This window comes from Variovorax sp. W1I1 (genome assembly GCF_030815625.1).
GTDB lineage: Bacteria > Pseudomonadota > Gammaproteobacteria > Burkholderiales > Burkholderiaceae_C > Variovorax > Variovorax paradoxus_C.
Map to the genome: position 1 here is coordinate 6,021,339 of NZ_JAUSWZ010000001.1, position 21,138 is coordinate 6,042,476.

Genomic DNA, 21,138 nt, shown 5'->3' on the forward strand with positions numbered 1-21,138 from the left:
CCGGATGGGCGCCTTTGTCGTGGGTCGTGCCGTCTCAGGGCTGCGTGTCGATGAAGCTCGGGCGGAGCATGAGCTTGTCGTACAGCTTGGCCAGGTTGGCGTGCTCGCCGCGCCAGTCGATGTCGGGAAAGCGCAGGCTCAGCCAGCCCAGCGCGCAGCCCACCGCGATGTCCGACAGGCTCAGGTGGATGCCGCTGCAGAAAGGCTTGTCGCCCAGGCCCTTGGACATGGCGGCCACGCCTTCCACGACCTTGGTGCGCTGGCGCTCGATCCAGGTCGTGCTGCGCTCGTGGTCGTTGCGGCCGGACCAGGTGGCTTCCAGGCGCCAGAGCACGCCGGCGTCCATGACGCCATCGGCCAGCGCTTCCCAGGTCTTGACCTCGGCGCGTTCGCGGCCCTGCTGCGGGATGAGCTTGCCTACCGGAGACAGCGTGTCGAGATATTCCACGATCACGCGCGAATCGAACATCGCCTCCCCGCCTTCCATGATCAGGCAGGGCACCTTGCCCAGCGGATTGGAGTTGGAGATGGTGGTGTCGGCGGACCAGACGTCCTCGAGCACGAACTGGTAATCGAGCCGCTTTTCGGCCAGCACCACGCGCACCTTGCGCACATAGGGGCTGGCGGCGGATCCGATCAGTTTCATGAAGGCTCTCTCCCTTTGTTCTTGGCTGGATGACACTTGCTAATAATCATTTTAGGTGAACGGGACCGGCGGAGCCCCGAATCCGGCCCGATGTGTCGGTACGGCCCCACGGACCGCCGGCCGCCTAAAATTCGGGCATGAGCTTTTCCACCGTCTCCGCCCTCTCCCCCCTTGACGGCCGCTATGCGGCCAAACTCGCGGCCTTGCGCCCGCTGATGAGCGAACAGGGCTACATGCACCGTCGCGTGCAGGTCGAGGTGGCGTGGTTCATTGCGCTGTCCGACTGCGGGTTCGCCGAATTCAAGCCCCTCACCGGCGGCGCCCGCAAGTACCTGCTGGGCCTGGTGTCCCACTTCTCCGAGGCCGACGCGCTGGCCATCAAGGAGATCGAGAAAACCACCAACCACGACGTGAAGGCCGTCGAATACTGGATCAAGTCGAAGTTCGAAGCCCGGCCCGAGCTGCTCGCCGCCGCCGAGTTCGTGCACTTCGCCTGCACCAGCGAAGACATCAACAACACCAGCCACGCCCTGCAGATCCAGGCCGCGCGCGAAAAGGTGGTGCTTCCGGCCATCGACGGCCTGATCGCCAAGCTGCGCGAAATGGCGCACCAGTTCGCCGGCGTGTCGATGCTCTCGCGCACCCACGGCCAGACCGCCAGCCCGACCACCGTCGGCAAGGAAATCGCCAACGTGGCGGTGCGCCTGTCGAAGGCCCGCGCGCAGATCGCCTCGGTACAGCTGCTGGGCAAGATGAACGGTGCCGTCGGCAACTACAACGCCCACCTGGCAGCCTGGCCCGATTTCGACTGGGAGGCTTTCAGCCGCAAGGTCATCGAGACGCCCGCGCCGCTGGGTCTCGGCCTGAGCTTCCAGCCGTACAGCATCCAGATCGAGCCGCACGACTACATGGCGGAGCTCTTCGACGCGGTGGCGCGCGCCAACACGATCCTGATCGACTTCTCGCGCGACGTCTGGGGCTATGTGAGCCTGGGCTACTTCAAGCAGCGCCTGAAGAAGGGCGAGATCGGCTCCTCGACGATGCCGCACAAGGTCAACCCGATCGACTTCGAGAACGCTGAAGGCAACCTGGGCCTGGCCAACGCGGTGCTGCGCCACCTGAGCGAGAAGCTGCCCATCAGCCGCTGGCAGCGCGACCTGACCGACAGCACGGTGCTGCGCAACATCGGCGTGGCTTTCGGCTACGCCACGCTGGCCTATGCGAGCCTGGCCACCGGCCTCGGCAAGCTCGAACTCAACGAAGAGGCGCTGGCCGAAGACCTGAATGCCTCGTGGGAAGTGCTGGCCGAGCCGATCCAGACCGTGATGCGCCGCTACGGCGTGCAGGGCGCCTACGAGCAGTTGAAGGAAGTGACGCGCGGCAAGACCGTCACGGCCGAGGCGCTGCATGGCTTGATCCGCTCATTGGCCATTCCGGATGAGGAAAAAGCCCGCCTTCTGGCCATGACACCTGCCAGCTACGTCGGCAAGGCCGCAGAGCTCGCCACTAGAATCTGAGCCCCCGTGCATCGATCCACCAACCGTCGCGAGCGGTTGGCCGGACTCGCACACAAACCCCGACTTTCCAGCCAACGCACCCTTTCAGGGACGCGCCAGCCGACAACCATGACGGGACTCTCGAGGTCCCCGTGATTCATGCTGCGCGCTCCGCTGCGACGTCTCTGGCTGAAAATCCACCGCTGGACCGGGCTCACGCTCGGCCCGATCCTGGCCCTCACTGCGCTGCTCGGCGCGGTGCTGGTGGTGGCCCAGCCGATCGACCGCCAAGTCCATTCCGATCTTTTCGTCTCGCGCAGCGCGGGTGATGCCATCGCGGCCGCCGCCGCGGTGCCGCTCGAACCGCTGCGCCAGCGCATCCTGGCCGAGTTCGGCCCCGACACCAATTTCACGCTGCGCCCGCCGCACCACGCCGACGAAACGCTCTGGGTGCTGGTGCGCGGCAAGTGGAGCGGCACGCTCTACCTCGACCCCGCCAGCGGCGCCGAGCAAGGCCGGCGCGGCACCGAGGAAGGTTTCTACAACCTCGCCTACAAGATCCACAACAGCCTGCTGCTCGAGGGCACCGGCAAGGGCATCCTGGCTTTCGTGGCCCTGTCCTACCTGTTCCTGCTGGTGACGGGCCTGGTGCTGTGGTGGCCGGTGCGCTGGCCGCCGTCGCTGCGCATCGTACTGAACCGCGGCCTCTTGCGCGGGCTGTTCGACCTGCACCGCACCGGTGGCGCGGTGCTCGGCCTCCTGATCGCGGTGTCGGTTGCCACGGGCGCCTACATGGCCTGGCGGCCGCTGGGCGATTTCATCTCCGCTGCCATGGGGCAGAAGCCAGTCAAGGCGCCGGCAATTGCGAAAGGCAGCGCGAGCGGCCCGCGCATGCCACTCGACAAGATCGTGGCCCGCGCGCAGCAGGTGTTTCCGGACCAGCCGATCGGCTACGTGCTGGTGCCCGGCAAGGCGGACCGGCCGGTGCGCGTGCGCTTCCGCCTCGCGGACGATCCGCATCCGAACGGCATCAGTTCGGTGTGGCTCCACCCGGTCAGCGGCGAAGTGCTGGCCGCACGCAAATGGCAGGACCTCGATGCCGGCAACGGCGCGGTGGCGGTGATCTTTCCGCTGCACACCGGCGAGCTGGGCGGCGTGGCCCACCAGGTCGTGACCGCGCTGCTCGGTCTTGCACTCGGCGGCCTGGGTTTCAGCGGCATCTGGCTCTGGTGGCGTCGACGCGCCATGGCCGCCGCGGCCCGCCGCAACAACGACAGCGCGCTTTCCAGTCGAACGACGTCCTGAAGAAGAAGCCCCACGGCCCGCCACAGGTTTTTAGTTTTCACCCCGGAGGATTTCCCCCTTGTTCCCGCACAAACGCACCGCCATCGCGATGGCCCTGTTGCCCCTGAGCCTGCAAAGCTTTGCAGCCGACGCAGAACCCGCCACCGACCCGTCGAAGTCGCTGGACACCATCACCGTCACCGGCGACTGGCTCGCCAGCCCCAACGAGACCAAGGTGCTCGAGCACGCCGGTGCGCGCAGCATCGTCGAGCGCAAGCAGATCCAGGAAAGCGGCGCTTCCAGCGTGCGCGACGTGCTGCGCCAGATTCCGGGCGTGCAGGTGCAGGAGAGCAACGGCACCGGCGGCAGCGACATCTCGCTGAACGTGGGCGTGCGCGGCCTGACCGCCCGGCTGTCGCCCCGCTCGACCATCCTGCTGGACGGCGTGCCGCTGGCCTATGCGCCCTACGGCCAGCCGCAACTGTCGCTGGCGCCGCTGTCGCTCGGCAGCATCGAGACGGTCGACGTGGTGCGCGGCGGGGGCTCGGTGCGCTATGGCCCGCAGAACGTGGGCGGCATCATCAACTTCGTGACGCGCGCGATCCCCAAGCAGTTCTCGGGTGAGGTCGGTGTGGGCATCGAAGGCGCCGGCCACGGCGGCGGCACCAAGACCACGCCCACGCTGTTCGTCGGCGGCACCAACGACAAGGGCCTGGGCCTCGCGCTCTTGTATTCGGGCACCCACGGCGACGGCTTTCGCCAGAGCAACGACCACACCAGCATCGACGACCTGATGCTCAAGGGCGCCTACCGCATCTCGAACACCGACGACATCGCCATTTCGCTGCACCACTTCGAAGGCAAGGGCCGCATGCCGGGCGGGCTGACCACCGCGCAGTTCGCGGCGAACCCGTTCCAGTCCGACCGCCCCTTCGACGAATTCACCGGCAGCCGCACCGACGGCTCGATCAAGTACACGCACAACGACGGCGTGAACAAGTTCGAGATGCTGGGCTACTACACCGACTCGTTCCGCAGCAGCTACCTGGAGCAGGAAGGCACCGGCACCAACGCCGGCAAGCGCCGCCTGACCAGCTCGCCGCGCAACTACAAGACCTTCGCCATCGAGCCCCGGTATTCGCGCCTCTTCGATTCGGGCAGCGTGGTGCAGGAAGTCAGCGTCGGCTTCCGGTACCTGCGCGAACAAGCCTCCGAGGTGGCAACGCGCACGGTCTACTACACGCCCTCGCCTCTGGAAAACGCCTACAACCGCACCCAGTCCCCCTTCCAGACCAGCAAGGGCGGCACCGTCGCGCACGCGTTCTACATCGACGACCGCATCGACTTCGGCAACTGGACGGTCACGCCCGGCGTGCGCTACGAATCCTTCAGCTCGCACAACGACGTGTTCACCGTGGCGAACAACCGCATCACGAACGCGATCTATCCGAAGATCGATTCCAACGAGGTGCTGCCGACGCTCTCGGTGCTCTACCGCGCGAGCGAGCGCTGGTCGCTGTTCGCGAATGCCGGCGTGTCGTTCGGCCCGCAGCAGTACGCCCAGCTCGCGCAGTCCACCACCAGCCTGCATCCCGAGAAGGCCAAGACCTACGAAATCGGCACGAAGTACAAGGGCGAGGCCTGGAGCGGCGAGTTGACGCTGTTCAACATCAACTTCGACAAGGAGCTGCTGCTGGCGCGCTCCATCACCGGCGACGTCGGCCAGTGGACCGACCTGGGCGCCACGCGCCACCGCGGCCTGGAATCGGCGCTGCGCTACGACCTCGGCGACCTGAGCGCATCGCTCAAGGGCCTGTCGGTGTCGGGCACGTACACGTACACGCAGGCCACCTCCAAGGCCGGCAACTTCGCGGGCCGCGACCTGCCGTTCTACTCGCGCCAGATCCTGACGCTCGGCACGCGCTACGAGCGCGGGCCGTGGACCTTCAACGCCGACATCTACGCGCAGTCCAAGCAGCGCTCGCCGGGCTCGCCGGAAGACGGCAAGCCGTACATCACGCTGGAAGATTCGACCGGCCGCTTCGGCAACATCCCGGGCTACAGCACCGTGAACCTGCGCGCGGCCTACGACTTCGGTCCGTCGATGAGCAACCTGAAGCTGGCCGTCGGCATCAAGAACCTGTTCGACCGCCGCTACTACAACCGCTCGGTGGACAACAACGGCGGCAAGTACGTCGGCCAGCCGCGCACGCTGTACCTGCAGGCGTCGGTGGCGTTCTGAAGCCAGGGGAGCGCGGGCATACACTCGCGCACCCATGGCGCTCAAATCCACCATCTTCAAGGCCACCCTCGCGGTGGCCGACATCGACCACGGCTACTACGCCGACCATGCGCTGACCCTGGCGCGCCACCCGAGCGAGACCGACGAACGGATGATGATCCGGCTCGTCGCGCTCGCGCTCAACGCCCACCAGCTGCAGGACATCTGCCAGGGCGACGGCACGCTGGCCTTCGGCGCGGGCCTCTCGAACGTCGAGGAGCCCGATGTGTGGCTGCGCGACTTCACGGGCGAGGTCAAGATCTGGGTCGAGGTCGGCCAGCCCGAGGACAAACCCATCATCAAGGCCTGCGGCAAGGCGGACGAGGTGATCGTCTACTGCTTCAACCACGCGGCCGAGATCTGGTGGCGCGGCATCGAGAACAAGCTCACGCGTCCGCAGAACCTGAAGGTCTACCGTGTGCCGACCGACGCCTCGCAGGCGCTGGCCGCACTTGCGCAGCGCAGCATGCAGCTGCAGGCGACGATCCAGGAAAACACGCTCACATTGGGCGACGGCACGAACAGCATCGACGTCGAACTGCTGCGCTGGAAGTAGCGCTTCAGCCTCCGCAGCGCTAGGCGGCCGGCATCATCTCACCGCACTGCCAGCACTGCTCGAAACCACCCTCGATCCGCTCGCCGCACACGCACTGCCAGTCGTGCTGCGGCCGGTGCTGCACCGCATGCAGCAATTCCTTGGCGCGATCGAACTGGCTCTCGTCGTCGATCCAGATTTCCGGCAGGCACTGGTCGGGCGGCAGCTGGCCCATGACGGCGCCGAGGAACTCGCGCTGCACCGTGGCTTCGACACCGTCTTCACGCAGGGCGTGCACCCACAGGGTCGCGATGGCGAGATTGGGCGCTTGGGCAAGACGACGCACGGCGATGGCCTCTTAAGGCGTGTCGTCGGGACCGAGGGGTTCGGCGGGGTCGTCGGGCCCATCAGGCCACTTGGGCGGTTCTGCTTCGCGCGCCCGCTCGGCGTACTTGTTGAAGCGCCAGGCCGAGTCTTCCATCGTGATGCGGCGCCAGGTCACGCGCTTCTCGACTGGCGTCATCGCGGGCCAGTGCTGCACTTCGTCGAAGCTGCGGCCGCAGCCTTTGCATTCGTCGTCGCCCTGGCTGGTGGAGCAGATCGCGATGCAGGGCGTGTCGGGGGTGCTGTGGTACCAGTCGAGCCAGGCGGCCCAGGCCTTGGGCGGAAAGCCGACCTCGTCGACCTCGTCCTCGTGGTGGAACACCATGAGCGCGTAGACCTCGGCCAGCGCGCGCAATTCGGGCGCCAGCGTGATGCCGTCGGGCGAGGGACTTTTCGCGCGCCAGTGGTTGATGGCGGCCTCGATGTCAGTGATGTGAATGGCGGCCATGGGGGAGTGAAAAAGCAGCGAGCGGCGATCATAGTCCGCCAATGTCCCGCAGCCTCGAAGGGACATGGTCGCTACAAATCAAATAGCACGCAAGCCCCTGTTCATCGGCCCTCCCGAGCGGTTCTCTTCGGATGCCTGAAAACTTTCGGTTGCCACGCCGCGAGCTTCGATGCTCTAATCCCGCCCACGAAGGGGAGTAGCTCCCGACCGCCGTGGACAACGGCGGACATCGACAGGTCGTCAATACGAAGCACAACACTTCCGGCCTTTCGGACAACGCATGCGCACTGGCGCAGGCGCTGTTGAGCAAGACCTTCGATTTGAACCTGCGCAGGTTTGGTCGAAGCGTTCGCAAGTCCCCGGAGTCCACACCCGGCGCCTTCGTTTCCTAGCTTTCGACCAGCCCCGTGCGGGATGAATCGAAACGCATCGATATGCGCCTGCCCGTCGCGATCCAATCAAGGAACGGCAGGAACGGCGCGAAGACAAGAGGAAGCTATGGAACAGTTCATGACCCCGGAATTCTGGGTCGCCGTCGGTCAGATCATCATGATCGACATCCTGCTGGGCGGCGACAACGCCGTCGTCATCGCGCTGGCGTGCCGCAAGTTGCCGCCGGCCCAACGCACCCAGGGCATCCTGTGGGGCACCGCCGGCGCCATCGTGCTGCGCGTGATCCTGATCTTCTTCGCGCTCACGCTGCTGGCCATTCCGTTCCTGAAGCTGGTGGGTGCCCTCCTGCTGCTGTGGATCGGCGTGAAGCTGCTCGCTCCCGAACATGACGACGCGCACGGCAACATCACCGGCAGCGACAAGCTGTGGGGCGCCGTCAAGACCGTGATCGTGGCCGACCTCGTGATGAGCGTGGACAACGTGATCGCCATCGCCGGCGCCGCACAGGGTGCGGGCGAAGGCCACCAGATGCCGCTCGTGATCTTCGGCCTCTTGGTGAGCATTCCGATCATCGTCTGGGGCAGCCAGCTGGTCATCAAGCTGATGGACCGCTTCCCGCTGATCATCACGCTGGGCGGCATGCTGCTCGGCTGGATCGCCGGCACGATGGCCGTGTCCGACCCGGCCCTGGCGAACCCCACCAACTGGACCTGGGTGCCGAAGGTGCCGCAGACCGACACGATCAAGTACGCAGCCGGCATCGGTGGCGCGCTGCTGGTGCTCGCGATCGGCAAGTGGGTGGCCATGCGCCAGGCCCGCAACAAGCCGGAAACGGCTGTGACGACCGGCTGAGCACTGGCATACCCCATTGATCGCCAGAAACTTCGCTGAGAAACTTTCCTGTCCAAACCAGTCTCTGCCACTCCAACTATCTGAAGGAGCACTCATGGAAAAGATCATTCTTTATGTCGACGACGCCGTGTATGCCAGCGAGCAGTTCGCCGAACTCGCGCCGGATGCCAACAGCGTCGTGGCGCGCCATTGGGTGCTCGTGGCCTGCGCGCCGCGCATGACGCATCGCATCAGCAAGTGGGTGAGCCACAGCGCACGCGAGAACTGGCGCGCCAAGTGGTTCAGCAAGGTGCAGGCGCAGCTGCTGCCCCTGCTCGAGCGCAACGGCGGACAGGTAACGCCGGTGCTGGCCAAGGGGCCGCTGGCGGAACTCACGGTGCAACTCAAGCGCGAGCACGGTGCATCCCACGTGGTCGATGCGCGCCGCCCGAAGATCGGCGTCGACCTGGAGCCGGTCACGCCCGACCAGACGCCCGCGCATCAATCGGGCTGGGCCTTTCCCGGCGCAGTGATGGGCATGGGTGCATTGCTGGTGCTGGCGAACGAGCTGGCTGAATAAGCAAGACAGACACTCCCTGACGAGCCCCGGTGCGGCAACGCACCGGGGCTCGTTGTTTTGAGGGCTCTGGGGTATCCTGCGCCGCATGCGCATCATCATCAAATGGCTGCTCAGCGCCGTCGCGCTGCTGGCGGTGGCTTATCTCTACCCAGGTGTCCAGGTCGCGAGCTTCGGCTCCGCACTCATCGCAGCCGCGGTGATCGGACTGCTCAACATGATCGTGCGGCCGGTGCTGGTGGTGCTGACGCTGCCGGTCACCGTCGTCACCCTCGGGCTATTCCTGTTCGTGATCAACGCGCTGCTGTTCTGGGCAGCGTCGGGGCTCCTGGGCGGCTTTCACGTCAACGGCTTCGTGGCCGCGCTGATCGGCTCGCTGATCTACTCACTGCTCGGCCTTCTCATCGAGACCGCGCTCGGCGGCCTTCTCTCCAAGCGTTGAGCACGACTGCTGCTATCTCAGCGGCGGCTCTTCCGCCTGCTGCTTGACCAGCACATCGACGGCGCGTGCGCGGGTGTCGATGATCGACGCCTCGTAGTGATCGATCGGCGCGCCCGAAGCGCCCGACTTGCGCACCAGTTCCTGCGCCGCCTTGAAGCGGTCCCGCGCCGCGGGGTAGTCGAGGATCGCCACGTTGGCTTCGGCATCGGCGCGCACCGCGCGCAGCGTGTCGTTCTGCGCGCCGTACAGGTTGCCCAGCACGCGCCACACGGTGGCATCGCGCGGATTGGCGGCCACCCAGTCGCGCAGCACGGGAATCATCGGCTCAGGCTGGCGCGTGGCGGTCGCGGCTTCGGCCGCAAGGATCATCTCGGGCCGTTCCTTCGACTTGGCATCGAGCAGCCCGGCCGCCTTGGCCGGGGCGCCGGCGGCCAGCTCGATTTCGGCACTGAGCCAGCGCGCCTGCTTCGCCGCGGCCGGGTCTTCCGCCGTGCGCGCGACTAGCCGTTCGGCCAGCGTGCGCGCGGCCTTGTAGTCGCGCAGCTCCTTGGCGCCCAGCGCCGCCGCATAGAGCGTGCCGGCCTGCTGGGCCGGCGTGCTCTTGGCGAACTCGCCGCTCGCGGCCGACTGGATCCAGAGCCGCAGCACGTCGACGCCCGGCCGCGTCAGCACGCGGGCGCGCGAAGCGATCATCGCGTGGTCCATCGCGAGCGGCAACGCGGGGGCCGTGTCCATGCGGAACTGGAAGCGGCCCTGCATGTCCGAGATGCGCTCGGTCGTGAGCGGATGGCTGCGCAGGTACGGATAGGAGCCGTTGTCGTTCAGGCGCGAGGCGTACTGCAGCTTCTCGAACATGGCGGCCGCGCCCTGCGGCGCAAAGCCCGCCTGCGTCATCACGCCGAAGCCGATGCGGTCGGCCTCGCGCTCCATGTCGCGCGAGAAGCTCAGCTGGTTCTGCATGAAGAGCGCCTGGCTGCCCATGATCACGGCCTGGCCGGCGTCGCCGTTGCGGCTCTTGCTCGCGGCGATCATCCCGAGGATGAGGCCCGCGATCATCAGCGGCATCTGCTTGCCCTGCTTGCTCATCATCCGGGAGATGTGGCGCTGCGTGACGTGCGAGAGCTCGTGGCCGAGCACCGTCGCCAGCTCGTCGCGGCTGCCCACCGCGGCCACCAGCCCGAGGTTCAGGCCGAGATAGCCGCCCGGCAGCGCAAAGGCGTTGATGTTGCGGTCGCGGCCCAGCACGACGATCCAGGCGAAGCGCTCGTCCAGCTCGGGCGTGAGCTCGCCGCGCGCGCGGGCGGCGGTCAAGAGGCGCTGCCAGATCTCTTGCACGTAGGCGGCGATCACCGGATCGTCGATGTAGTCGGTGTCGCGGTACAGCTCGCGGGCGATCTGGTCGCCGAGGCTGCGCTCGGCGCTGGCGGTCATCTCGCCGCCGTCGCCGAGGCCGGGGAGGATCGACTGCATCTGCGCGCCGGCGGGTATCGGCAGCAACGCCTGCGCCGCTATCAAAACGGAAGCGCATAGCGCGCGCAGGGTGGGCGTTGCGGTGGTCTTTGGCTTTGCGGAGGGAGTCAAGCGCGGCATTCCTCGTCCATGGCTCGGGCTCTTATGATGCACCTTCGAAACGAACGTTCACCCATGAGCATCGCGCCGGATGGCTCGCAGCAAGCTCGACGCGGTGCGAAGCACGAAGGTATCCAATCCATGAACACTCTTACCCACTTCGACGCCCAGGGCCAGGCCCACATGGTCGACGTGGCCGCCAAGCCCGCCACCCACCGCGTGGCCGTGGCCACGGGACGCATCGAGATGCAGGCGGCGACGCTCGCGCTGATCGAATCCGGCACGGCGAAGAAAGGCGATGTGCTGGGCATCGCGCGGATCGCCGGGATCCAGGCGGCGAAGAAGACGAGCGATCTGATTCCGCTGTGCCATCCGCTGGCGCTGACACGGGTCGCCGTGGCGTTTGCACTGGCGGATGCGGGCAGTGCGCCGCAAGTGGCTTGCACGGCGACCGTCGAGACCGTCGGGCCTACCGGCGTGGAGATGGAGGCGCTGACTGCGGTGCAGGTGGCGCTATTGACGATCTACGACATGTGCAAGGCGGTGGACCGGGGGATGCGGATCACGGATGTGCATGTGTTGGAGAAGCATGGGGGGAAGTCGGGGAGTTGGGTGGCGGCTGCCGACTGAGCGCCCGGCTGGCGCTTCGGCGAAAAAAGGAAGAAGCCTACGGCGCAGGCGCATCGCCCTGCTTTTCGTCCAGCCATCGAGCGAACGCGGCTGGGAATGCAATCCTGAAGCGCTCGGCTTGCGCCCGGGCCTCGTCGTCCAGCCCCAGCAATTCGGCGCTTTCGATCAGTTTAACGATGACGCGCGGCTCGGGCGAAAAATGCAATGTCCGCTCGGCCAGTGCATGCATCCTCGCCGCATTGGCTGGCGTCACGTCGGTCAGCGTGAGTTCTGCGAAGTCCACCTGACGCGCAAAAAGCCATGAGCCCTCGAGTTTGGAAAGCGTGTCGTCCGCGTAGGCAGGCAGGCGCTCGTCGCGCGGAAGGTAGATCTGGCTGATGCGGATGTAGTCCCAGCTGGCGTAGGCGACGACGGCCAGCAGGGCCGCGGCCATCAACGAAGGCAACGCACGGGTTTTGCGCCATCTTGGCTTCGTGCCCGTCGGGACAGAGCGACTGCCCACGCCCACCGCGGGCCACAGGATTCCGAGGCACAACCCGAACACCAACTGGAACGGTCCGTACCAGAGCGGGTACTCGAGCAGGCTGTGCAGGACGATCGCGCCCAGCATGCCCCACGCCATCAAGCGGGTGGGGTCTCGCTCTCGCCAGGGCTTTGCAGCGATCACCATCCAGATGAATCCTCCGCAGATCAGGACGGCCGCGGGGACGCCCAGCTCGACGGCGAGGTGCAGCGGCAGGTTGTGGGCGTTGTCCAGGATCTCGGTGAAGCGCGCGCCGGGATAGGAAGTGGTGAAGTGCGCAAAGCTCAGCTCGCCCCAGCCCCAGCCGGTCCAGGGACGCTCGCCGATCAATGTGAGCACGTTGCGCCAAAGGACGAGCCGGCCGTGAACATCGGCGGTCCTGGTCTGCAGGCGTTGAAGCATGCCTTCGACGCCGCTGCCTAAGAAGTGCGGCAATGCCCAGGCGACGGCGAAGTAGAAGGGGATCATCGCCAACAGTGCAAGCGGCGGTGGGAGGCTGAAGCTTGGAGCTGGAGCGCCAGATGGTGCGTCGCGGCGCTCGCGATGGGCGATGAGGCTCGCCACGGCGACGATCGACAGGAGTTGCAACAGGCCTGTCCGCGAGGTCGATGCGGCGGCAGCGATCAGCAGCAACACGACGGCCGCCACCAGTGCACGCCGCGTGCGGGACGAGGCTGGGGCACGCGCGGCGTGAAGCCACAGGGCCGCAATGATCGCCATGCTGATCAGCGTGGCGAATTGGTTGCGCTGGCGGAGGTTGCCGTAGGCCCGCCCCAGTGGAGGCGAGGTGGTCCAAGGAATCAATGGGTCAGCCAGCCCGTAGTACTGGCAGAGGCCCAGGACCGCGCTGAAGAGGCCAGCAACAAGAACACCTGCTGCCAAGGTCGAGGCAAAGGGCGCTCTGCCCGTGACCATGCCAGCACCCACACAAGCTGCGGTGGCAATGCCCGCTATGGCAATGCATGCGGGCAACCATGCTGCGACCGAAAGGCCCCCGTAAAAACCGGCCAGCACCACACCCAGCCATCCCAGGCCTAGCCAACCTAGAACGCTGCGCGCGGGAATCCCCGCCTGGCCCGCGAAAAGCAGCAGTGAGAGGCAGAACCACGAAGCCAGCAACTGCCAAGCGTTGATCGACGGCCCAGCAACGAAGGGACAAAGAAATGGAAAAGCGATCAATGCCGCACAGAAGGCTTTGGTCGCGTTCCGCAAAGGGAGCGCCGCTGGAAATCGCGTGCGTCGAACTTCACTCATTGCGTGCGCAGGCCATCTTGGACCGACGAGTGGTCGTGAGCGGGAGATGAGCGGATTTGCAAAGAGAAACGCAAAAAGACATTCTTTGACAACTGTCTGCAATTGTTTCGTGCGCTACCTGCACACGCAGACCCACGGGTCTAAAGGGTACTTTTTGATGAAACAGCAATCGGCCACGCGCCCCACCACACCCACACGCTATGCCTCGGGGGGCTTCACGCTCATCGAAGTCATGGTCACCGTCGTGATCGTGGCGATTCTGGCTGCTGTTGGAATCCCAAACTACGTCGACTATGTCCGGCGCGGAAATATTCAGGATGCCGTCGGAAGCCTGTCGAATCATCGAACTCAGATGGAGCAGTACTACCAGGATCATCGCAACTATGCGAATGGCACGGACTGCGGGATCAGTGTGCCGGCAACCACTGTGAATTTCTCCTATAGCTGTGCGCTTGGCGGGACTTCCCAGACCTATACGACGACAGCAACCGGTCGAACGGGCTCCAAGGTCGCAGGCTTTGCCTACACGATCAATGAGCAGGGCACCCAAGGAAGCACCTGCACAGGTTGCGCTTGGGGTTTCAGTGCTCAATCCAGCACTTGGGTCTTGCGCAAGCCATGAAGTCCTCCGCTTACTGTCGGGAGAAAGGCTTCACCCTCATCGAGCTGATGGTGGGTGTCGCACTCCTTGGAGTTTTGTTCATGCTCGCCTACCCGAGCTATACGAGCTTCATCCAGAACGCCCAGATCCGCACTGCCGCAGATTCCGTCATCAATGGCTTGCAACTCGCTCGCGCGGAGGCTATCCGGCGCAACAGCAATGTCCAGTTTCGGCTGCTGAATACCTCGGGAGGCGTAGCAGTCACGGGAGGAACCGATTGGCAAATCGCGGGATTTGCCACCGCAACGTCCACGACGTTCGACGACGTCGTGCAGACCCGCCGCGAAAGCTCGACGTCGTCCAATGCCCGCCTGGGTGTCGCAAACAGCGTGAGCAGCACCCAGGCAGCGCCCGGTGCCGGCATGCCCGCGGACATCGTCTTCACCGCCGTGGGACGCCTGAGCAACGCATCTGCCGTGCGACAGATCGACGTTTCGGGCGCTACGGGCGCCCGCAGGCTAACGGTCGTCTTGGCGCCTGGAGGCGATGTCAGGCTCTGCGACCCGGGCCTCTCTCTCTCCACCAACCCCCAAGGCTGCTCATGAAGCAAGCGCACTCCTCCAGGGCCTCTCGGGCGAGATTTCGCCGACAGCGCGGCATCATGCTGATCGAGGCGCTCGTTGCCATCGCCATTTTTTCCCTTGCAATCCTCGGCATTGTTGGCTTGCAGGCAACGGCGATACGCACGGTGAACGAAGCCGACTATCGCGCCAAGGCAAGCTTTCTCGCCACCCGGATCGTTGGGCAAATGTGGGGCGATCGGTTCAATGTCCCCACCTATGCGCTGAATGCCGGCATCACCCCTTGCACCGCTGGAACGAACTCTGCGGCCAATCCTGCTGTGACCACCTGGCTCGGGGAGTTGACCGACCTGAGCAACCCGGGCGCGCTGCCGGGGGCGGCCAATCTGAAGCAGCAGATCACCGTGGGGCTGAACAACACGGTGACCGTGACGATCTGCTGGAAAAGCCCTCAAGCGGCCACCGCCGCAGAGCCGCACAACTTCACTCTCACGACACAGATTCAGGGCTGAACTCCATGTCATTGCTTCAACAAGCCGCGCGTCGACACCAGCGAGGGTTCAGCCTCGTCGAAATTCTCGTGGGCATGGCCGTGGGCTTCGTGGTCACGATCATCATCTACCAGGTCATTTCCACCTACGAAGGCATCAAGCGCTCGACCACGTCGGGCGCCGACACGCAGCAAAACGGCATCTTCAGCCTGTCGACCATCGAGCGGGACGTTCGTGCAGCCGGGTGGGGCCTGCCGACGGCGACCGTCATGCCTTGCGCTACCTACCTCACGTACTACAGCACGGGGGCCGCGAGCGGTGCGGTGCCCAACTTTCCGAACACACCTGTACGGATCACCGATGGCGGCACCGCGGCGGGAGCTTCCGACAGCATCACGATGCTCTGGGGCACGTCCATACGCAGCAACGTGCGCAATGTCCTGCTGCAGAACGTCACAGCCAATCCGCCTGGGACCCCGGCAGCGAATCTCCAACCAACCAGCAATGTAGGAATGTCGTCCGTTGGCGGCTTCGTCTGGTTGACCGACGATGCGAACAACTGCGCGCTGACGCGCATCACGGCCAGCGTGACGAACCCGGCCAGCACCACCAGCGTGATCCTTTCTCACGATTCGGGAACAGGTACGGCGACCGCACCTGTCTACAACCCACCTGCCGCCTTCATGACAGCCAATGGCTGGCCCGCCACCTACACATCGAATCCACGAATCTTCGACGTGGGAGCGCTAACCCAGCGAACCTACTCTGTGGTGGGAGGATCGCTGATTTCGCGTGATTTCTTCAGTTCCATGACGGAAGCGGAGCTCGCCAACAACGTAGTGGGCCTCAAGGCGCAATACGGCATCAGTGCTGCGGGCAGTCAGGTGGTCAACAACTGGGTCAGCGCTACGGGAACCTGGGCCACGCCTTCAATGGACGATTTCAAGCGTATCAAGGCCGTGCGAATCGCCGTCGTGGTGCGAAGCCCGCTGAAAGAACGAATCAAGTCGGGGAATACCGCGTGTGACACCACCACTGCCGCGCCTGCCAGCTGGTCCGGCGGCCCCGCTCTGGATCTGAGCAACGACGCCGACTGGCGTTGCTATCGCTACCGCAGTTTCGAAACCGTCGTGCCGGTTCGCAACGTTCTTTGGGCCAACTATTCATGATCGACCTGTCCTTCATTCCCCTATGGCCACGGTCTGCTCGCCTGATCCACCGCAGTCGCGCAGCCAAGTCTCAACGCGGCGTGATCGTGTTTATCGCACTGATCGCATTGCTGGTTCTTTCGCTGGCGGCTGCCGCGCTCTTGCGCTCCACGGATACAGCGGGCGTGATATCGGGCAACGTGGCGTTCAAGAATGCGACCACGGCGGCGGCCGATACCGGCGCGGAGCGCGCCTTCAATGCGCTGCCGGCGCTTGCGACAGCTGATGCCAACGTGTCCGGACAGTACTTCCGCCTCAAGCAACCCGTGGATACCAACGGTGTTCCAAGCACGATCAATTGGAGCTCGGTGAGCTGCTACGACAACATTGGCGGAGCGACCACCATCAGCTGCAGCGACGAATCGACCTACCGGGTGCAATACGTCATCGACAGGCTTTGCGATACCGCGCCTGCGGCAACCGACCCACTGACGCTGCTGACCACCAAATGCGTGGCGGGACAACCGTTTTCTTCGGGTGGATCCGCGGGCGACGACCTCAACAGTCATGCCCAGACCACCAACGTTTTTGGCAGCCTGACTCCACCGCCACCCACTCGCCCGACCATCCATTACCGGGTGACTGTGCGCGTATTGGGCCCTCGCAAAACCGTAAGTATTGTCCAGACAACCATCGAATTGCCATTCGGTTGAATTTTTGCCGCGACAACAATGAGCACCACCATGCACGCAAATTCAAGAAAATCGCTCGGCAAATTCTTTGCCATCGCGACTATTTTCTCCTTGGTATTTCAGCCGCTCGCGTCTTTTGCCGCCTCGACCGATTTGACCGACGTTCCGCTGATTGTCCAAAACCGGGTTAAGCCCAATATCTTATTTACGCTTGACAATTCCGGCAGTATGGTGTGGGGATCCATCACCGGCTCGGATGCATTGGATGAATATACGGGAGGCGACAAGGACATGCGGGCCTACTACTCCCCAACCTACAACAAGATCTATTACAACCCGGCAATTACCTATTTGCCCGCGGTTCAATATGATGCGAATGCGACGGCTTCCAATTACACGTCTTCGAAGGGCAATGCCTCGACAACCGCGACACCAATCGATCCCTATTCGGGCGGCAACGATACTGTCAATTTGACCCTGTCATGCTGGACGACCGGTACCGCGCCTTCCTTGCCTCGGTACAACCCCAGCAGTTTTAGCAGCACGGACACTACCGCCACAGGCAGCTGCAGAGCAACTTCAAGCAGTTCGAGAACAAGCGAATTCGCACGCTATGCCTTTTATTACGTTTGGCAGGGCACTGGCGCAGAAACAGGAAACAGCGGACAAAATTCGGACTCCAGCACGACTTACAAGCGTGTTGAGATAATTGGCTCCAGTTCGACGTACCCCAAGGCAGCCAGCCGAACTGATTGCGGAACGGCTGCGACTTGTACGTACGCACAGGAAATCCAGAACTTCGCGAACTGGTTCTCCTATTACCGAACTCGCATACTGACGGCCAAGAGTTCTTTGGGAATTGCCTTTTCCGTTCTCGATACAAAGTCGCGAGTCGGTTTCTCGACAATCAACAACAACAACAGCCAGAACAATACGAGCGCGGCAAACTTCATTGCTTTGGCGGATTTCGGTTCTGCACAAAAAAGCGCTTGGTACTCACAGCTTTACTCCATCAGCCCGGGTGGAGGCACCCCGCTTCCCGCTGCGCTCGATCGCGCCGGTCAGTATTTTCAAAGCGGGCAAATGCCTGGAGGCGCTGCGACCGCACGCTCCACAACGGTTCCGCTCGCGTGCACACCCAACTACACAATTCTTTCCACAGACGGATATTGGAATGGGACGCTGCCAAATGTGGATAACAGCGACACTACGGTCCCGACCCTGCCGTCAAATGTGTACGTAGATGACAAGGGCGCAGCGGTCAACGATCCGGTCGCAGGAGTTCCGTTGGTGGCTGGGAGAAACTTTCCCGCGCCGTTCTATGACAGTACCAGCACTGGCAAAACACTTTCCGACGTTGCAATGAAGTACTGGATCACCGATCTGGCACCCACGACTCCCGCCAACCGCAAGGTAGCGCCCAATTCTTCGGACCCGGCCACGTGGCAGCACATGGTGACCTTCACCATCGGTCTTGGTGCAAGCGGCACTCTGTCATCACCTCCGACCGGTTCAGCCTCATGGCCGAAGCCGGTCGCCGACTCAGCCACCGCCATCGACGACCTCTGGCATGCGGCCCTCAACGGCCATGGCAGCTATTTCAACGCCAACGATCCGGCCAAGCTACAGACAGCGCTCGCGTCCATTCTCAGCAACATCGTCAACCGCACGGGTGCAGCTGCGTCGGTCGCGGTGAGCAATCCGAACGTCAGTCCCGGTGACAACACTGCCTTTGCCTCTACGTTCAATTCGGGAACCTGGTACGGCGACCTCGAAGCGTTTGCAATCGATGTGAACACTGGGTTGCTGGGATCCACCGCTTTGTGGTCGGCCCAGGCGCGACTCGACGCCAAGGCATTCGGTACGCGCAACATCGCGAGCTTCGATGGCAGCGCCGGCGTACCGTTCACGGCCGCGGGGCTCGGTGCCACCAAAGTGGCGCGCCTGAATTCGCCCATCAACCCGCCTGGCACCACCGATAACGCCGACGTGATTTCCTATCTGCGCGGGGATCGCACGAAAGAAGGCACCGACAAGGCCAGCACCAAGCCCTATCGAACACGCACCCACGTGCTCGGCGATATCGTGAACGCGGAGCCTGCGTACGTATCAGCACCTCGCTCCAGCTATACCGACAGAGGCTATGCAACCTTCAAGGCCGGTGCGGCCAATCGAACCAAGGTTGTCTACCAAGCTGCCAATGACGGCATGCTCCACGCTTTCGATGCAGCAACAGGCAACGAACTGTGGGCCTATCTGCCAGGCAACCTGCTGGACATGGATCTTTCCGCCACTGCCACGTCGACCAGTTCGCTCGTGGGATTGACTCAACAGTCGCCGGATTTCCGGCATCGTTTCTATGTTGATGGCACTTCGATTGCCACCGACGTGGACCTCAGCAACACGCAAGCCAATCAGCCCACCCCGCCCGCACCCAGTTGGGCAACGGTTCTGGTCGGCAGCCTGGGCAAAGGCGGCAGGGGTTACTACGCGTTGAACGTGACCGACCCGACAGCCGCATCGGACGCGGCCGTGGCCAGCAAGGTCATGTGGGAGTTCCCGAACGCGAACACGCCAGCGGCGGTGCGAAACAACATCGGGTACTCCTACGGCACACCGCTCAACGTGAAGACGAAGGCAGCCGGCTGGGTCACGCTGGTGACCTCGGGCTACAACAACGGCTCCGACACCAGCGGCGACGGCATGGGGCACCTCTATGTGCTGAATACCGCCACGGGTGCCCTGATCAGCGATATCAGCACGGGCGTCGGTTCTGCAGCCACTCCAAGCGGCCTTGCCAAGATCAGTGCGTTTCTCGTCAGCCCGGGTACGGACGACACCGCGGACTATGTGTACGGCGGTGACCTGCTCGGCAACGTCTGGCGCTTCGACCTGTCGACCGATTCGACGACGGACTGGAACGTCAAGCGGCTTGCCACGCTGGTTGACACCAGCGGTACGGCACAGCCTGTCACGGGATCGCCAGAGCTTGGCGTGGTCAATACCAAGCGCATGGTGTTCGTGGGCACGGGCAGGTACCTCGGGTCGACGGACGTCCCCGGCACCGACGCCAATGCCAACGCGAGCCAGGCACAGTCGTTCTACGGGTTGCTCGATGACAAGTCCGCAAATCCGACGATCACACCGCTGCGGACTCAGTTGGTACGGCAGACGGCCACGCGGGCAGGCGACAACATCAACGTCACCAGCAACCCCCTGGATATCACAGTGAAGAAGGGGTGGGTACTGGACTTTCAGAACACGCCTCTGGCCGGCGAGCGCTCCTACACAAGCCCGGTGCTGTTCCAGGGAGTCCTGGCCTTCACTACCAACAGGCCCTCGGCCGACGAGTGCACGCCAGGAGGTAGCTCGAACCTCTATTTCCTGAACTACAAGAACGGTGGTTCCATTCCAAATCTGAGCAGCCGCTTCATCGGTGACGTGCTTGCGAGCCGTGTTCAGCCTGTGGGGTTGCCGGATGGGTCGGTGAAGATCCTTGTGCGTACGTCCGACGGAAAGAACAAGGTGTTCAGTGTGGCGGTGCCCTCGTCGACGACACCTACCCGGATCATGTGGCGGGAAGTCATTACGAACTGATAGGAGGCCGGCTTTAGCTATGGACAGCCGGCGACCGATCGAATTTCATTCCTGGCGCTTTGCGCTTTGCGCTTTGCGCTTTGCGCTTTGCGCTTTGCGCTTTGCGCTTTGCGCTTTGCGCTTGAAGAATAGCCGTAACGCGAGCTCCCTGCGAGCTACAGCAAAAGATGCTGTGCTGCAGAAATACCCATCCAAAGGCCTCTAAACCGCCAACACTAACGTGGTTAACTGCCCACGCATCGAAATCGCCCGAGCGGCACGCAAGGAACAGTTCCTACAAACGATACCGGATCGGCTTTTGCTGAGCAAATCGCTGGTCAAGCTATTGTTTTCGAACTGGTCAAAAATTGCCGAAATTGGCATACGGTGCCGCTCAAAGCCGCGGCTTGAGGGTTTCCTAAGTAACGGAGCCCTGAGGCCAGACCAGTGCTAACCGACTCACGGTTCGCTGCGCGAAGCTGGGCCAGATCAGCACCCTAACATTGCGTACCGGTGAGTGGCTTAATTTTCTTGAGAAGGTCAATTTGGCGTTTACTCGCGCGGCCATTGAACAATTACGCGCGCGTCAGCTCTGCAAATGCACGGTGACGAAGCTAAAGATTCGTTTGTCGCGCTTCTTCGGTCTGGGCTGGATAGCCCCTAATACGGCGATCTTGGCTTCACCAAGCAACCGACACAAACCTGTGTCAAATACTTGTTCAGTGAGCCTTAGTCGCTATAGGCCGACGATAAGGC

At 63.6% G+C, this 21,138-nt stretch carries 19 protein-coding genes; 14 read left to right on the forward strand and 5 right to left on the reverse strand.

The window, feature by feature from the left end:
• Nucleotides 1-34: 34 nt before the first annotated feature.
• Entirely contained in the window at nucleotides 35-646 is a 612-nt protein-coding gene (locus tag QFZ83_RS27985; protein WP_013544231.1) for a glutathione S-transferase N-terminal domain-containing protein, read from the reverse strand.
• Between the two features lie 137 nt (nucleotides 647-783).
• On the opposite strand from QFZ83_RS27985, the gene purB reads away from it, so the two are divergent.
• The 4 genes from purB to QFZ83_RS28005 all read left to right on the forward strand — a co-directional run bounded on the left by purB (nucleotide 784) and on the right by QFZ83_RS28005 (nucleotide 6,263).
• Nucleotides 784-2,163, forward strand: coding sequence for an adenylosuccinate lyase (gene purB, locus QFZ83_RS27990; protein WP_013544232.1), 1,380 nt, complete (start codon nucleotides 784-786; stop codon nucleotides 2,161-2,163).
• A gap of 138 nt (nucleotides 2,164-2,301) precedes the next feature.
• The gene (locus tag QFZ83_RS27995) at nucleotides 2,302-3,447 is read left to right on the forward strand and encodes a PepSY domain-containing protein (protein WP_307511649.1); all 1,146 of its coding nucleotides are present in this window, start codon (nucleotides 2,302-2,304) and stop codon (nucleotides 3,445-3,447) included.
• 88 nt (nucleotides 3,448-3,535) lie between these two features.
• Nucleotides 3,536-5,668, forward strand: coding sequence for a TonB-dependent siderophore receptor (locus tag QFZ83_RS28000; protein ID WP_307512828.1), 2,133 nt, complete (start codon nucleotides 3,536-3,538; stop codon nucleotides 5,666-5,668).
• Between the two features lie 34 nt (nucleotides 5,669-5,702).
• Nucleotides 5,703-6,263, forward strand: coding sequence for a YaeQ family protein (locus QFZ83_RS28005; RefSeq protein WP_307511651.1), 561 nt, complete (start codon nucleotides 5,703-5,705; stop codon nucleotides 6,261-6,263).
• A 19-nt stretch (nucleotides 6,264-6,282) separates the two neighbouring features.
• Here QFZ83_RS28005 and QFZ83_RS28010 read toward each other — a convergent pair whose 3' ends face one another.
• A complete protein-coding gene (locus QFZ83_RS28010) occupies nucleotides 6,283-6,588 on the reverse strand; it encodes a putative signal transducing protein (protein WP_013544236.1) in 306 nt (101 codons plus the stop codon).
• A 12-nt stretch (nucleotides 6,589-6,600) separates the two neighbouring features.
• Nucleotides 6,601-7,074, reverse strand: a complete 474-nt coding sequence (locus QFZ83_RS28015; RefSeq protein ID WP_041943095.1) for a DUF3717 domain-containing protein — start codon at nucleotides 7,072-7,074, stop codon at nucleotides 6,601-6,603.
• Between the two features lie 498 nt (nucleotides 7,075-7,572).
• Here QFZ83_RS28015 and QFZ83_RS28020 point away from each other — a divergent pair, with 498 nt between their 5' ends.
• From QFZ83_RS28020 to QFZ83_RS28030, 3 genes are all read left to right on the forward strand, one after another.
• On the forward strand, nucleotides 7,573-8,319 hold the full coding sequence (locus QFZ83_RS28020) for a TerC family protein (RefSeq protein WP_013544238.1): 747 nt from the start codon (nucleotides 7,573-7,575) through the stop codon (nucleotides 8,317-8,319).
• A gap of 94 nt (nucleotides 8,320-8,413) precedes the next feature.
• Nucleotides 8,414-8,878, forward strand: coding sequence for a hypothetical protein (locus tag QFZ83_RS28025; protein ID WP_013544239.1), 465 nt, complete (start codon nucleotides 8,414-8,416; stop codon nucleotides 8,876-8,878).
• 85 nt (nucleotides 8,879-8,963) lie between these two features.
• Nucleotides 8,964-9,317, forward strand: coding sequence for a phage holin family protein (locus QFZ83_RS28030; protein WP_307511653.1), 354 nt, complete (start codon nucleotides 8,964-8,966; stop codon nucleotides 9,315-9,317).
• Between the two features lie 12 nt (nucleotides 9,318-9,329).
• Here the strand turns inward: QFZ83_RS28030 and QFZ83_RS28035 are convergent, their stop codons facing one another.
• On the reverse strand, nucleotides 9,330-10,907 hold the full coding sequence (locus QFZ83_RS28035) for a M48 family metalloprotease (protein ID WP_307511655.1): 1,578 nt from the start codon (nucleotides 10,905-10,907) through the stop codon (nucleotides 9,330-9,332).
• A 120-nt stretch (nucleotides 10,908-11,027) separates the two neighbouring features.
• Between QFZ83_RS28035 and moaC the strand changes: the two genes are divergently transcribed.
• Nucleotides 11,028-11,516: a cyclic pyranopterin monophosphate synthase MoaC gene (gene moaC / locus QFZ83_RS28040; RefSeq protein WP_013544242.1), complete on the forward strand. Its 489-nt coding sequence runs from the start codon at nucleotides 11,028-11,030 to the stop codon at nucleotides 11,514-11,516.
• Between the two features lie 37 nt (nucleotides 11,517-11,553).
• Here moaC and QFZ83_RS28045 read toward each other — a convergent pair whose 3' ends face one another.
• Complete coding sequence (locus QFZ83_RS28045; RefSeq protein WP_307511657.1) at nucleotides 11,554-13,293, reverse strand: Wzy polymerase domain-containing protein; 1,740 nt, start codon at nucleotides 13,291-13,293, stop codon at nucleotides 11,554-11,556.
• A gap of 109 nt (nucleotides 13,294-13,402) precedes the next feature.
• On the opposite strand from QFZ83_RS28045, the gene QFZ83_RS28050 reads away from it, so the two are divergent.
• The 6 genes from QFZ83_RS28050 to QFZ83_RS28075 are packed head-to-tail and all read left to right on the forward strand — an operon-like array spanning nucleotide 13,403 to nucleotide 20,403.
• Entirely contained in the window at nucleotides 13,403-13,915 is a 513-nt protein-coding gene (locus QFZ83_RS28050) for a type IV pilin protein (RefSeq protein WP_307511658.1), read from the forward strand.
• A complete protein-coding gene (locus QFZ83_RS28055) occupies nucleotides 13,912-14,499 on the forward strand; it encodes a GspH/FimT family pseudopilin (RefSeq protein ID WP_307511661.1) in 588 nt (195 codons plus the stop codon). The genes QFZ83_RS28050 and QFZ83_RS28055 overlap by 4 nt, the downstream gene beginning before the upstream one ends.
• A gap of 56 nt (nucleotides 14,500-14,555) precedes the next feature.
• Nucleotides 14,556-14,987: a hypothetical protein gene (locus QFZ83_RS28060; RefSeq protein WP_307511662.1), complete on the forward strand. Its 432-nt coding sequence runs from the start codon at nucleotides 14,556-14,558 to the stop codon at nucleotides 14,985-14,987.
• A gap of 5 nt (nucleotides 14,988-14,992) precedes the next feature.
• Nucleotides 14,993-16,135, forward strand: coding sequence for a PilW family protein (locus tag QFZ83_RS28065; protein WP_307511663.1), 1,143 nt, complete (start codon nucleotides 14,993-14,995; stop codon nucleotides 16,133-16,135).
• Nucleotides 16,132-16,827 (forward strand): hypothetical protein, encoded by a 696-nt coding sequence (locus QFZ83_RS28070; protein WP_307511664.1) that lies wholly within the window; start codon nucleotides 16,132-16,134, stop codon nucleotides 16,825-16,827. The genes QFZ83_RS28065 and QFZ83_RS28070 overlap by 4 nt, the downstream gene beginning before the upstream one ends.
• Before the next feature lie 18 nt (nucleotides 16,828-16,845).
• Nucleotides 16,846-20,403 (forward strand): PilC/PilY family type IV pilus protein, encoded by a 3,558-nt coding sequence (locus tag QFZ83_RS28075; RefSeq protein WP_307511666.1) that lies wholly within the window; start codon nucleotides 16,846-16,848, stop codon nucleotides 20,401-20,403.
• The last annotated feature ends 735 nt before the right edge of the window (nucleotides 20,404-21,138 follow it).